Origin of the sequence: Corynebacterium sp. HMSC065D07 (assembly GCF_001810695.1) — a bacterium.
Lineage (GTDB): Bacteria > Actinomycetota > Actinomycetes > Mycobacteriales > Mycobacteriaceae > Corynebacterium > Corynebacterium hesseae.
The window spans coordinates 58,235-71,360 of sequence record NZ_KV802453.1 but is presented as its reverse complement, the minus strand read 5'-3'; the positions used below and the strand labels follow the sequence as shown (position 1 = coordinate 71,360).

The following is a 13,126-nucleotide window of genomic DNA, read 5'->3' as shown; positions in this document are numbered from 1 at the left end:
GGGCCGGGCCATGGTGTGTAAACCGTGTGGAGTGGATTGCGTACAGCTGATGAGGCGCGGTGTCTCATTACACAACTCATGTAAAGGACCTGTTTCCGTGAACAAGATCTCTCGTACCGCTCGTTCGGTCACTTTCGCAGCAGTCGTAGGCCTCTCCCTGGGAATCTCCGCTCCGGGCGCCCTGGCCGAGGAAGCACCTGCCGTTGAGCAGGGTGCCGTGAACAAGGCAAACATCGATTTCAGCAAGAAGGGTTCGATTACCCTCTACAAGAAGAAGGGTGCTGAGTCTGACACCCCCGCGACCGGTGGGGAGATGGGGAACGTACCGGGTGACCCTCTTTCTGGTGTGACTTACAAGATCACCAAGCTTGACTACGACCTGCAGAATGGTGACTGGTCGACCTTCCCGAAGTCGGCTGCAGATGTCAAGGACGAAAACAAGACTAACACGACGTTCGAGCTGACCACCGATGCTGAGGGCAAGGTAGCCTTCACTGATCTTCCGTTGGGCATCTACCTCGTTGAGGAGACCGGCGCTCCGGCTGGCATCGTTTCTGGTGCTCCGTTCATCGTGTCGGTGCCGATGGTTAACGAGGCCTCCGACGCGTGGAACTACGATGTTGTGGCCTACCCGAAGAACACGGAAACCAAGACCGAGAAGACCGTTAAGGATGCGGATAAGAACATCCAGGACGCCTACTCCTACACCATCAATGCGGATGCCCCAACCTGGGGCGAAGGCAAGAAGCTGACTGCTTTCCGTTTCGAGGATCAGCTGGACAAGCGCCTGGACTTCCAGCAGGTTACCGAGGTCAAGGCCGGCGACACCGTTCTTGAGGCCGGCGACTATTCCGTGAACAACCCCGCTGAGAACGGCAACAAGCTTGTCGTGAAGCTGACCGATGCTGGTCTTGCCAAGGTCAAGTCCGGTGACAAGATGTCTCTGACCTTCGAGGTCAAGCGCAAGGAAGTGGGCAACACCACTGAGCTGACGAACCAGGCTGACGTCATCTTCAACAACCCGAACACCGGCAACGAGGTCAAGAACAAGACCAATGAGGTCGTGACCTACCACGGCAAGCTGAAGGTTGTGAAGAAGGACGGCAAGGAGGACGGTAAGGTCCTGGAAGGTGCTGAGTTCGAGCTATACCAGTGCACCGCGGCAAATAAGCTGGGCGGTAAGTTGACCGTCAAGGAGCAGGACAAGTGGACCACCGGTGCTGACGGCACCATCACCATCGACGGACTGCACGTCACCGACTTCGCAGATAACGCACAGGTCACCGACATCAAGAAGTTCTGTCTGAAGGAAACCAAGGCTCCAGCGGGCTACGCACTGCCGGAAAACCCTGTTACCGAAATTGAGTTCACCCGCGAGAACATCGCGAAGACTGGTGAGCTCGAGGGTGACGACGCCGTCACCCTTGTTTCTGAAATTGAAAACATCAAGCGCGACACCCCGAACCTGCCGATGACCGGTGGTGCCGGTGTGGGCATCCTGGCTGCTATTGGCGCAGCAATTGTTGCTGCTGGTGCTTGGTTCGCTCGTCGTACCGCGCGCAACTAATAGCCGGGCGTAGTTCCGGTGGCGCAGACTGTCCATGATGGTCTGCGCTGCGGGTCGGGTAATCAAAATATGGTGCTCGACCCAGTGAGGGGACTGGGCTAGGTATAGACTTCAGTCCCCTTCATTCTCTTTCGTTGTAATCCCGGTCGCGCTGCGCTAGCGCGTGGGGCATTGTTTTGGGTGGTGCGGGTCGTTGACTACGGTGGTAGGCCAAAATGCAGGCCGACGGCACAGGCGCCGTGGAGGCCTAGTCCTTCCGGCGGTAATCGTTGTCGTTGGGTTGTTGGTGATGCTGTACCCAGTGGTCTCGACCGCATGGAACAATTGGAACGCCTCAAGAGTGGCGCAGGAATATGCGCGACTGGATAAAGCGACACCGGCGCAGGTTCAGGATTCGGTTTGGGATGCTGCGCATGCATACAACGAGGAGCATACGTCGGGTCCGATTCTGGATCCGTGGCTGAACCGTATCGGGGTAGACAATCCCGACTATGAGGCTTATCTGAAGCAGTTGGGCGAGAACGAAGCGATGGCTCGACTCGTGTTCCCAGCGGTGGACGTTGATTTACCGGTGTTTCACGGCACCGCGGATAAGACACTGCAGCGTGGACTGGGACATTTATATGGTTCTGATTTGCCGGTAGGCGGATCAGGAACCCACTCCGTCATTACGGGGCATACGGGTCTGGCAAATTCGACGATGTTTGATCACCTCGACTCTGCCACCGAGGGAGACGTGTTCTACATCCAGGTTGCTGGCCACAAATTGAAGTACGTCGTCGACAGCATTCAAGTGGTTCTGCCGAGTGAAGTTGATGGTCTACGGCCAGTCGCCGATCAGGATTACGTCACACTGATTACGTGCACCCCGTACGGGATCAACACGCATCGCTTGCTGGTGCGTGGCCATCAGGTTCCTATGGAGCCTGGGGAGGAGTCGGTGTTTGAAAACTCCCATGGTCCGGGCTGGCAATGGTGGATGTACGCGCTGTTGGCTGCGGTGATTGTCATTGGGTGTTGGCTGGTGTGGTGGCTGCGTCGCCAGAAGGCGGCTACCGGGGTGCAAGAAGTTATTAATAAGGAAAGTAGCGTGCGGGAGTAAGGCGATGAAGAGGTTGACAAATGCATGGTCGGCCCGAGTGGTTGCCGTCGGAGTAGCGTGTGCGGTTGCGTTCGCAGGGCCGGGCGTCGTTGCTGCGGGTGCGGTACAGGTTGTCGGGCAACAGACTACTGGTGCGGAACGCACCGTAGATACGGATACGGTGACTGTTCGGCTTACGCAGGGCAATCCCGACGACGATGGGCAGGCACCTTCGGGAAAGATTCAGGGAGTCACGATACATCTGGCCCGGCTCGCCGGCCTAGATCCAAACAACGCTGACGATGTAGCACGCGTGCAAGACGCGGGTCTGGCCGAGGTTCGTGAATGGCGTACCGACGTGCACGTGGACCAGGTCACCGATGCCAATGGAGAAGTGACCTTTGACGGTCTAGCGGATGGCTTCTACGTAGTGACGTCGTCGGCGCCAGATAACTCCTACCGGGAGATCAACCCATTTGTGGTAGCGGTTCCATTCCACACTGTGGCGGACAATCCGAAACCAGTGCCAGGAGTAATTGTGGCCAAGACTCACAAACCGGGTGAAACACCAACGCCGCCCACGACGCCGACTACTCCGCCGTCGCATCCGAACACGCCGCAAACAACTCCAAACTATCCACCGACTAAGCCTGGGAATCCGCCACACCAACCCGAGACAACACCGTCGAGTACTCCAGGTGCAGGTAAGACCTCCACTCCGGCAGCTCCGTCGGGGAACAGTGGCTCATTGGCGATGACCGGTGCACAGGTACTCGGTGTGGTTGCCGCAGCGATGGTGTTGATCGCCACTGGTTTCGTGATGATTGCCTTTAGCCGTAGGAAGAATTCAGAAAGCGAGGGACGCTAATGTCCTGGACAGATTCTCATCCGATTGAGCCGGTAGTGTACCGCTGGCGCGTTGTCGGGGCGTTTGTTGCGGCGCTGGCCCTAGTTTTCAGCGTCGCTGCGCCGGCTGCTCTTCCAGGTATCGTTGGCGCTGTCGCTGAGGCACAAACCACGGCGTTGCGTGCCGAGCTTGATTCCGCAGACCAGCTGAGCATTCCCGCTGGCGACACCGCTACATTTGAAGGTCACTTCGTCGATGGCGGAACGGTGGAGGAGCTGGAGTTCAATGCCAAAGCTTCGCAGCTTGAATTTGAAGGCGCGGCATACACGCTGACAATCGACGGTGAGGAGATTCCCGTTCGCGAAGGCGACAACCTCGTTGTAGACACGACGAGTAATGCAGCAACTTTCCGTGTCACCGGACTCAACGCCGATGTACCTGCAGGCGCAGCTTTTTCATTGGAGACCCCGGCGGTCGCAGAGGAATCCGAACTGAGTGGAGTGTCCGTTGATGCGCGTGGTGTAGCCGAGGAAAACGCTAGTGCTTCTGCAGATGAAGACAGCGAAGCTTCGGAAGCGCCCACGGACGACGGCGAGCCATTGGAAGTTTCTGACGTTGACGCGGCCCCAGCACGCCTGATGACAGCACCTAGCATTACTACCTTCGCGGCAGGTACCCGCACAATCACCATGCAGAACGATGGATATGTGCTCAAAGGAAGCCGCTATATTCCGAATTTCAAGATTCCTTCCGGTGAGCTTTATGGAGACACGCTGTACATTCCGCAAGGAACGGTGGTTACACTCAAGTCCAGTATTAACAGCTATCAATCGAATGCGGTTGAGGATCAGACTATCTATTACACGGGCCCTAATGGGAATTGGTATGAGGTCACTGCGACCTACAAGAAGATAAGCGCAAAAGAATACCAGGTGACTCTCCCCAAAATCGCTATCGGTGGTAACGCACAGATTCAATTCAAGGGCGTGCACCGCGGATCCACCAATACGGTGTTCACTGCCTCAATTACTGATACTTTTACTCCGCATGATCTCGGAGAATGTCAAGATGGTACAAGAGCCGCGGAGGGTAGACTTCCAAAGCGTGAGCTGACAAGAGATGAATACAAGGACGGAAGCCCGGTTTATGTCGTAACGAGTGAGGTATCAGCCGGTAGCACCTCCCGCGATACCTCTGTTCTGAACCGTCAAGTCAATCAAGGCCAAAGTTTCCGCACGGTGGGGGCTAAGACCCCGTGGGTATACAACGCGTTAGCTTTTAATAGTGAAGACAATTGGCTCTATGCAGTCAGTCAGATCCGCGGTTCGGATGGAGATCCCTGCTATCCGGCCGGAAATCTTTTACAGATTGATCCGGCGACTGGTGAGGTGCACAATCTTGGTCCGCTTGGTTCCTCAGGAAATAGTAGATCGGCTTTTGAAACCGAAGGCGACCGAAAGCTTATTAATTCCGGTGTGTACACTAGCCAGGGGTTCTTTGTAGGCAACAATGCGACGAGTGGAACTCGGCACCTCTACAAGATCGACGTCGATAGCGTAACCACCCAACGGGTGTTTGGAAACCAGCAATCCTTTTCGGAAGATTGGGCGGTGCTCCCGGAGGCTCAGAAATACATGTGGGGCTTCCAAAGTAAGGCAAAGGCGGGCAATAGCCTCATCCTTGAGCGCATCGATACACAGTCTGGTGCAATCAAGACTTGGGATCTTACCAAGATAAAAACCCTGGATGGTCGCAGGGTCGACAATCCGTCTGCCGCCTGGGGCAAAGCATGGACCTACTCCAACGGAAATCTTGGCTTTGGCTCAGGCAGTTCAAGTCCAGGCCAACGGGGGTTCGAGCTGAAAATTAGCAATCCGGATTCCAATGACCCGACATTTGAGCTGGTCAACATTATGGATAATCTGCCAGCTTCTTACAATACGGACGGCGCGTCGAACCTAGTGCCGCCGCCGCCAGCGCTGCAATCCAACATTGCAGTGAAGAAGCAACGCTCCGAGACCAAGGCGGTAAACGGCGAGGTCCGTACTTTCTGGACCATTTCGGTGGAAAACACCACAGCTAACGCCAGCTCGGGAGGCACGTTCTGGGAGTACCTACCAACGGATACTCACTATGGGGTGAATGCTTCCGGTCCCACTGCTAAGTTCGAAGGCTTTGGGCCTGGATCCACACTCGTCAACGGGCGTAATCCAGGGCCTAACGAGATTGGCCCGGGGGCCGGTATTTATGCAGGCATGACTGTCCCGTCCGGAGCGGACGGTGAGTCCCGATACATGAAGGGCTATGTTGGTACACTTCCAGGACACGCGAAGGTAGAGTATGTCGTCTCTGCGCCGGTGCGAACGGATAAATACGGCAACCTCAAGACGGTGTGTAGCCCGAACAAAGTGGCTTTCCAAGCCACTGATGGTGAGGCCGGTAGCGACAACGTTGCTACTGAAGCCTGCTTCAGCAAGGTTGCTGTCGACAGTGCACCGCAACCTGTTCCTGGTGCGGCGAATGAATATACCGCGAAGTACAACGTCGTAGTAGCCGCCCCGGATGCTCCCGGCTTCGACACCAATGAGGTGATCTACGGAAAGCTGACGGATACCCCGAAGTTCGTTGGTGCCGCCACGGTTACTGGGGCCACTGTGGTCTTCAAGGACGAGTTCAACAAGCCCAGCCAGCCGCAGTCGTACCAGGGGGCCGGTCCGTATGAACTCAACAAGAACGACACTCCAAAGATCATTAAGCCCAAGGGCGTCAATGGAAGCTCCGGGCAGCACGTCTACGAGGTGACGGTGCGCTTCAAGCTGGATCGCTCAAAACTGGACAGCACCTCCGTCCCAGCCGGCTACCCGAGCCAACCTGCAGGAAACACCCGCTGCTACACCAAGGATGGCCTGCACGAGCCCAACTTTGGCCTCATGAACGAGGCAGAAATGGGTGGCTGGAAGGATACTGACTGTATCCCGCTGGAGACCAAGGAAACGATGGACGTTCTGCTCGAAAAGGCGAGCTACAACCCAGACAAGCCGAAGGAGATTCAAACCGACGGGTTGCTCGATGGCGCGCAGTTCACCGTCCACCGCGGTGACGCTGACGGAAACCTGAAACTAAACCCAGATGGCAGCGTCAACACTGATGCTAACCCCGTGGTGAAGCAGTCCACGACCACCACCACAGGCCGCGTCAAGCTCGAAGGCTTGGACGCCCCTGGCGTGTACTACCTCATCGAGACCAAGGCGCCGAACGGCTATAACCTGCTGCCCGCGCCGATCAAGTTCTCGACGGAGTGGGATCAGAACGGCAATGCAGTCATCAAGGTTCTCTCCGGAGGCACAGCGATCACCAGTAATAGGTGCGCTGAGTCCGACACCGCTGCCAATTGCGTGAAGAAGATCGGCGTCCTTCAGGTCGCTGACATCACCAAGGGTGCACTGCCCAAGACCGGTGGTGAGGGCGTAGGCCTGTGGGCTCTCGCTGGCGCCGCGATTGTCGCGGCAGGGTGCCTCGCTTTGCGACGTCGCCGGGTATAGAACCAGCGCTTGCGGCGACTTTTAGAAAAGGCCCGCTCTTCCAGGGAAGGGCGGGCTTTATTGCAGTTTTATTGGCGGTTAGGAGTCTTGCGGGTCGTCGTTAAGCGCGGTGTCCTTGGCGTTGCTGACATATTTGCGCCACCAGTAGATGAGCAGAAGCACGATGATGGCAGCGGCAGCCAGGATGGCCCACATCCACCACTGCCAGTGAACACCCGAGCTGTTGAATGCGGCCTCGTCTTCCGGATCCATCGGCACTCGGTGGCCTGTGACGAGCAAGCGGTGGGTATTTACGCCGTAGGGAGTGCACGTAATGAGCGTAACGAGGTCCTGGCCAGGCTCACGGTGAAGCGAGCTGGTGTCCGCAGGCTCGACGACCCGAATATCGTGCACCTCGTACTTGAGCTTCTCGCCGCCGGCGGCAATGTAGAAAGCATCACCCTTCTTGACCTTGGTTAGATTGTCCCACAGCGTGGCGTTTTGTAGGCCAGTGTGAGCGGAAAGTGCTGCGTGCCGGCCCTCGCCGTCGCCTATTCCGCCGACGGGTAGGTCCGTGCCGTAGAGGTGGCCCGCACCACGGGAGAGTGCCTTCTCCGACGTGCCGTGATAAATAGGCAGATCAGAATTGATGGAGGGGATGACGATGCGGCCCATGGCATCGGTCTCAGACAATACCGACAGGTATTGGCGGTAGCGCTGGTACTCGGGAGAATTCTCGTCATCGGTGGTGGTCCAAGCGTCTTCCACACTGATGTGGCCCAGCTGCGCGTTGTAGGACTGCGCCTCGTCCCACGCGGTGTGCAGTACCTCAGGCGGGGCTTGCTTCTCCAGCTTGGCGTATTCCTCCGCGGCCCGGGATTGGGTGTGGTTGTTCCACTGCGTGGCCACCACGGGGTAGAGCAAGACACCGAGGCCGACGAGGATCAGAATTAACGCAATGATGGCGTTGGGGTTGACGCCCTTTTTCTTGGGTGCGTCGGTGTTTTCCGCTGGTTCGTGCTTGCCCATTGTGTCCTGCCTGTGTGGGGTCTGTTGCCGCACGCCCTGGTATTGACGTGGGGGTAGTTTTCGAATCTCAGGCTAGGGAAAGTAGCTCTGAGAGAAAACGTGTCTGTCTAGTCGCCGATAACGAAGCACAGGGCTTCATACCGATTCAGAGTCGCCTCGTCGATGGCCGAGATTTGATCAACCGCGCGCTGTTCGCGGAGCTCATCGATTGTGCGGGGCGCAAGATCTTGAAGTACATGCTCACGCTCAGCGCGAAGCTCCGCTGTGGTGTTGGGCGTGAAGATAGGGGCTGTCATGGTCCATCCTGTAGGTATGAAATTAGTCCATGAACTGGGAAAACAAGTGGAGCCGACGACGGGAATCGAACCCGCGCCAGCAGCTTGGGAAGCTGCAGTTCTACCATTAAACTACGTCGGCGCAATGCAGATTGTGCATCGCAGTAAAGCTTAGCACCGCCGCCGCCCGAGGCCATAAAAGGCCCAGTGGGGAGGTAGACTGTGTGCCGTGCTTCTTTCTGATCGTGATATCCGTGCCGCCATCGCCGCTGATGCTCCCGAGCGTTTGAGCATCGAGCCTTTCGACGCCGAGATGGTCCAGCCTTCCTCCATCGATGTGCGCTTGGACAAGTTCTTCCGCGTGTTTAATAACTCGCGCTACACACACATCGACCCTAAGCAGGAAATGCCGGACCTCACCAGCGAGGTGGAGGTGGCCGAGGGCGATGCCTTCGTCCTGCATCCCGGCGAGTTCGTGTTGGGCGCAACGCTGGAGAAGTTCACTTTGCCAGCCAACCTCGCGGGTCGTTTGGAAGGCAAGTCCTCCCTGGGGCGCTTGGGCCTGCTGACGCACTCGACGGCCGGTTTTATCGATCCGGGCTTCTCCGGACACATCACGCTTGAGCTGTCTAACACCGCGAACCTGCCCATTACCTTGTGGCCGGGGATGAAGGTGGGCCAGCTGGCCATCTTCCAGATGTCCTCGCCGGCGCAGGCCCCGTATGGCTCCGGCGCACTGGGGTCGAAGTACCAGGGCCAGCGCGGGCCTACACCGTCGAAGTCCTATCTGAACTTCCGTTAAACTTTTCGTTCTCGCCGCGCGCTTCAGGTCAACCGCGCCTAAAATTCCCGGTTATGCGTATGACTGTGATTGGTACCGGCTACCTGGGTGCGACGCACGCCGCCTGCATGGCGGAACTCGGCCACGAGGTACTCGGTGTAGATGTTGATGAAAGCAAGATTGCAGCTCTCAAGAACGGCCGCGTGCCGTTCTACGAGCCCGGCCTTCCGGAGGTGCTCGAGCGTAACATCGAGTCTGGCCGCCTGGGTTTTTCCACCAGCTATGACGACGCAGCGGAATTCGCCAACCTGCACTTCCTCGGCGTAGGAACCCCGCAGGCACACGGCTCCTATGCGGCGGACCTGACCTACGTGAAGTCCGTCATCACGGAGCTCGTGCCGCGTCTCAAGGGCGAGCACATCATCTTTGGTAAGTCCACCGTCCCGGTGGGCACTGCAGCGGAGCTGCAGAAGATGGCCAATGAGCTTGCCCCGGAAGGCACCAGCGTGGAGATTGCGTGGAACCCGGAGTTCCTCCGTGAGGGCTATGCCGTCAAGGACACCATCACCCCGGACCGTATCGTCCTCGGCGTCGGCGAATTCGCCGAGAGTCGTGCCGAAGAGGTTGCCCGCGAGGTCTATGCCAAGCCGCTGGCGCTGAACACCCCGTTCATCGTGACCGACCTGCAGACCGCCGAGCTGGTCAAGGTCTCCGCCAACGCCTTTTTGGCCACCAAGATTTCCTTCATCAATGCGGTCTCTGAAATCTGCGAGATCGCAGGGGCGGATGTGGTCAAGCTTGCCGACGCCATCGGCTACGACGAGCGCATCGGCCGCAAATTCCTTGGCGCGGGCTTGGGCTTCGGCGGCGGCTGCCTGCCCAAGGACATCCGCGCCTTCATGGCGCGCGCCGGCGAGTTGGGCGCGGACCAGGCGCTGACCTTCCTGCGCGAGGTCGACGCGATCAACATGCGCCGCCGCGACCGCGTCGTGGACCTAGCCAAGCAGGCTTTCGACGGATCCCTCCTCGGCCACCGCGTCACCGTTCTGGGCTGCGCTTTCAAGCCCAATTCCGACGATGTGCGCGATTCGCCAGCACTCTCCGTGGCCGGTTCGCTCTCCCTCGCCGGTGCTGCCGTCACGGTCTACGACCCGGAGGGCATGGAGAACGCCAAGAAGGTGTTCCCGACGTTGAACTACGCGGCGTCGGCAAGCGAGGCGTTGAAGGATACCGAGCTGGTCATCCTCGCCACCGAGTGGCAGGAATTCCGCGACCTTGACCCGGCGGAGGCCGGTGAGCTCGTGGCCCGCCGCCACATCATCGACGGCCGCAACGTGCTCAGCGTCGATGCTTGGCGCGCCGCGGGCTGGACCGTCGAGGCGCTTGGTCGCGTCCTTCCGGCACAGTAAACGCCGCAATCACGGTGGTCAGCGGCACCGCGAGTGTCAAGGCCACCGCGCCCAGCAGGGAGCGCAGAACCTCCGTGGCGACGAGGTCGCTGGAGAGGATCTGCAGGGCTGGGCGCTGCGCCGCCGTGATGAGCATGAGCAGGGGCAGGGCCGCGCCGGTATAGGTCAGCACGATGGTATACACCATGGAAGCGATATGGTCGCGGCCCACCTTCATGGCTGACAGGAAAAGCGCGCCGGGTCCGGCTGTGGGGTCGGCGGCGTGGAGCTCGCGCACGGTGGAGGCCTGCGCCACCGCGATGTCGTTGAGGCTGCCGAGCGCGCCGATGATGAACCCGCACAGCAGCACGCCCACCACGGAAACCCCTGGCATGTAGAGCAGCAACTTGAGGTTATCCTCCGAGCTCGAGCCTGTTAGCGCCGTGCTGCTTATCGACGCCCACCCCAACGCCCCCGACAACGCTAGCGCCACCAATGCGCCTCCCAGGGCGGAGGCTGATTTCCAGTTCACGCCGTGCACGAGAGGAACGGCGAGGAAAAGGATGGCCGCGCAGGTCACGAGGGCTAGTGGCAGCGCCGAATGGCCCTCAATGAGAGAGGGGATGAGGTAGAAGAAGACGATTGCCAAGCTGATTACAAGGCCCACCAATGCGCGCAGTCCGTGCCAAGCGGCGAAGCCGACGATGACAAGGGCCGCGATAATAGCCCACAACGCAAGGTTTCCACTGCGCTGAAAATCAGCGAAGGCATAGGTGCCGTCGCTGGAAACTGTCAGAATTACCTCGTCACCGGGGTGGAGGGTCGGGTCACTGGCCACGCCATAGAATACGAGCTGCGTCTTGCGGCCTGCGTCTGCGCCGGAGGTCAGGTCAATGAGGGCGCGGGAGCAGGAGGTGTCGTCGCCCTCGGCGGGGATGAGCGGGGCCTCATCGAAAGCACGGCCCGTGTGCGGGTCGGAGCACAGGTGATTATCCACTGTCTCCACAGTGCCTTCGACCTGTGGATGATTGAGGGCGTAGGTGGTGGAAAAGTCCGGGCTGGTGTGCTCAGTGAGTGCGCTGGTGGGGCGGAGGATGAACAGTCCTGCGAGGGTTGCAAGGGCAGTGATGGCAAGAAATCCTAGGAGCCCCGTGCGCCACGGACAGAGGTTAGTCATGCCTATCATTGTGAATGAGTTTCATTAAAAAGAAAAGTATTGCTGACGCGATCAACAAGTTATCCACAGGGTGGAGACGTTGCCGTTGTGGGAGGCGGGTGGGGCGTTTAGCGTTGCTGGCATGAACCTTGTTGAAGCGCATCTACGCAGCCAGGCGGCAGGCATCGAGCTCGTCGCCGGCGTTGCGGGGCTCAGCTTTGAGCAGCTGCGGGCGTGGGGTCCAGAGTCCGTGGCGCGTTCTCTGCTGGCGCTTTTCGACGTCTACTTTGCCTCCACCTCCTTCACCCGCAAACAAGCGCGCGCTATTGCAGCGGCTCGCGATAATGGCCACGACCTGCCCACCCTGCTGCTCATTGAGCGCTTCGCTGGGCGGCTGAAGAAACAGCGCGAGGCATGGGATCTGCGCATTGAGCTGTGCGGGATTTCTGGCGATGAGAAGGCCGTGGCTCGCTATGCGCGCGAGCGCCTTCGCGAGCTCAACCCGCCGCCCGCGCCGAAGCCTGGCGTGACAATTCGCCGGGGTAAGGAGCTGTCCAAGCTCACGCTCACCGCCCCGGCCGCGCTTATCGAGGACCTGCGTCCCAACATTGATGAAGACGATCCCGTCGGCTCGTTTACGGCTGCGTTTCACGAGGGCCGCCTTGCCCGCCCCGTTCCCCAGACCCTCGCCGTCATGGAGCTTCCCGAGTACGCCAGAATTTTGGGCCGCTTGGGTGACCCGTCCACGCCGCGCCCCGATTCTGCGGACCCGAACGCTCCTCTTTCCGGCCAGCCAGCGTCATCTGCAACCCAATCCACCAACCATGAGACACTTGGCGCTGATACCGCGGCGCCTGACCTTGGGGATATCGTGATTCAGCTATCCAACGGCGCCAAGATTACGGGCAAAGAACTTATCGAGCGCGAGTTCGCCGAAGAAGGACTCGTCATGCTCGTCGACCGTGTCAAAGGCCCCGTGGAACTTCACCGCACCCAGCGGGTTGCCTCGGAGAAGCAGCGCATCATGGCAAGTGGGGAACAACCAACCTGTGCCTGGGGCCGTTGCTTGTGTGGGGCTGATTATTGCCAGATACACCACATCAAGGAATGGAGAAACGGCGGCGAGACAAACCCCGAAAACCTCACCCCGCTGTGCAAGTATCACAACGCCATCAATGGTCTCCCGGGCCGTGGCCGTATCGTGCGGGAAAACGGCAAAGTTAAGTGGGTGCCAGCCGGCCCCCGCGATCCGCGGGAACCGGTACATCCGCACCGCGCACCACGCGCCCAGCGTATTCACGAAAACCGTCAAGACACAGTAAGCACCGTTGCGGGGCCTAGCACAAGCCGTCGTGCCCAGACCGCAAAGCCGGCCGAATCTCCGACATCCACACGTTCTGAGCCGGGAAGTCCCGCTCCGCCCGACCGATAGGAGAGACGCGCACGCTTTTGTGCCGAGTGCGTCTCTTTGCGCCCGCCCG

10 protein-coding genes and 1 tRNA gene are annotated in these 13,126 nt (G+C 59.0%); 7 read left to right on the top strand and 4 right to left on the bottom strand.

Going from position 1 to position 13,126, the window contains the following annotated elements:
• Nucleotides 1-97: 97 nt before the first annotated feature.
• The 4 genes from HMPREF2760_RS07575 (at nt 98) to HMPREF2760_RS07565 (ending at nt 7,037) form a co-directional block, all read left to right on the top strand.
• The gene (locus HMPREF2760_RS07575; protein ID WP_070596996.1) at nt 98-1,567 is read left to right on the top strand and encodes a SpaH/EbpB family LPXTG-anchored major pilin; all 1,470 of its coding nucleotides are present in this window, start codon (nt 98-100) and stop codon (nt 1,565-1,567) included.
• A 193-nt stretch (nt 1,568-1,760) separates the two neighbouring features.
• The gene (locus tag HMPREF2760_RS07570) at nt 1,761-2,669 is read left to right on the top strand and encodes a class C sortase (protein ID WP_371440626.1); all 909 of its coding nucleotides are present in this window, start codon (nt 1,761-1,763) and stop codon (nt 2,667-2,669) included.
• Nucleotides 2,670-2,673: 4 nt separating this feature from the next.
• Complete coding sequence (locus HMPREF2760_RS12565) at nt 2,674-3,516, top strand: prealbumin-like fold domain-containing protein (protein ID WP_083304497.1); 843 nt, start codon at nt 2,674-2,676, stop codon at nt 3,514-3,516.
• Nucleotides 3,516-7,037 carry a prealbumin-like fold domain-containing protein gene (locus tag HMPREF2760_RS07565; protein WP_070596994.1) on the top strand — a complete coding sequence of 1,174 codons (3,522 nt, stop codon included), beginning with the start codon at nt 3,516-3,518 and terminating at the stop codon, nt 7,035-7,037. The genes HMPREF2760_RS12565 and HMPREF2760_RS07565 overlap by 1 nt, the downstream gene beginning before the upstream one ends.
• A gap of 78 nt (nt 7,038-7,115) precedes the next feature.
• Here HMPREF2760_RS07565 and HMPREF2760_RS07560 read toward each other — a convergent pair whose 3' ends face one another.
• The 3 genes from HMPREF2760_RS07560 to HMPREF2760_RS07550 form a co-directional block, all read right to left on the bottom strand.
• The gene (locus tag HMPREF2760_RS07560) at nt 7,116-8,045 is read right to left on the bottom strand and encodes a class C sortase (protein ID WP_070596993.1); all 930 of its coding nucleotides are present in this window, start codon (nt 8,043-8,045) and stop codon (nt 7,116-7,118) included.
• 107 nt (nt 8,046-8,152) lie between these two features.
• Complete coding sequence (locus tag HMPREF2760_RS07555; RefSeq protein WP_070596992.1) at nt 8,153-8,341, bottom strand: hypothetical protein; 189 nt, start codon at nt 8,339-8,341, stop codon at nt 8,153-8,155.
• A 47-nt stretch (nt 8,342-8,388) separates the two neighbouring features.
• A tRNA-Gly gene (locus tag HMPREF2760_RS07550) sits at nt 8,389-8,462 on the bottom strand.
• Nucleotides 8,463-8,549: 87 nt separating this feature from the next.
• Between HMPREF2760_RS07550 and dcd the strand changes: the two genes are divergently transcribed.
• On the top strand, nt 8,550-9,122 hold the full coding sequence (gene dcd / locus HMPREF2760_RS07545) for a dCTP deaminase (RefSeq protein ID WP_070596991.1): 573 nt from the start codon (nt 8,550-8,552) through the stop codon (nt 9,120-9,122).
• A gap of 53 nt (nt 9,123-9,175) precedes the next feature.
• On the top strand, nt 9,176-10,510 hold the full coding sequence (locus HMPREF2760_RS07540; RefSeq protein WP_210386350.1) for a UDP-glucose dehydrogenase family protein: 1,335 nt from the start codon (nt 9,176-9,178) through the stop codon (nt 10,508-10,510).
• Here HMPREF2760_RS07540 and HMPREF2760_RS07535 read toward each other — a convergent pair.
• Nucleotides 10,440-11,666 (bottom strand): YibE/F family protein, encoded by a 1,227-nt coding sequence (locus tag HMPREF2760_RS07535; protein WP_070596990.1) that lies wholly within the window; start codon nt 11,664-11,666, stop codon nt 10,440-10,442. The two genes, HMPREF2760_RS07540 and HMPREF2760_RS07535, sit on opposite strands and share 71 nt — an antisense overlap.
• A gap of 121 nt (nt 11,667-11,787) precedes the next feature.
• Between HMPREF2760_RS07535 and HMPREF2760_RS07530 the strand changes: the two genes are divergently transcribed.
• Nucleotides 11,788-13,077 carry an HNH endonuclease signature motif containing protein gene (locus HMPREF2760_RS07530; protein ID WP_070597037.1) on the top strand — a complete coding sequence of 430 codons (1,290 nt, stop codon included), beginning with the start codon at nt 11,788-11,790 and terminating at the stop codon, nt 13,075-13,077.
• Nucleotides 13,078-13,126 lie beyond the last annotated feature (49 nt).

Excerpts from the sequence above, each read along its gene's own strand:
- HMPREF2760_RS07530 (WP_070597037.1), top strand. The coding sequence starts at position 11,788 with ATGAACCTTGTTGAAGCGCATCTACGCAGCCAGGCGGCAGGCATCGAG.
- HMPREF2760_RS07540 (WP_210386350.1), top strand. The coding sequence starts at position 9,176 with ATGCGTATGACTGTGATTGGTACCGGCTACCTGGGTGCGACGCACGCC.
- HMPREF2760_RS07565 (WP_070596994.1), top strand. The coding sequence starts at position 3,516 with ATGTCCTGGACAGATTCTCATCCGATTGAGCCGGTAGTGTACCGCTGG.
- HMPREF2760_RS07555 (WP_070596992.1), bottom strand. The coding sequence starts at position 8,341 with ATGACAGCCCCTATCTTCACGCCCAACACCACAGCGGAGCTTCGCGCT.
- HMPREF2760_RS07560 (WP_070596993.1), bottom strand. The coding sequence starts at position 8,045 with ATGGGCAAGCACGAACCAGCGGAAAACACCGACGCACCCAAGAAAAAG.
- HMPREF2760_RS12565 (WP_083304497.1), top strand. The coding sequence starts at position 2,674 with ATGAAGAGGTTGACAAATGCATGGTCGGCCCGAGTGGTTGCCGTCGGA.
- HMPREF2760_RS07535 (WP_070596990.1), bottom strand. The coding sequence starts at position 11,666 with ATGACTAACCTCTGTCCGTGGCGCACGGGGCTCCTAGGATTTCTTGCC.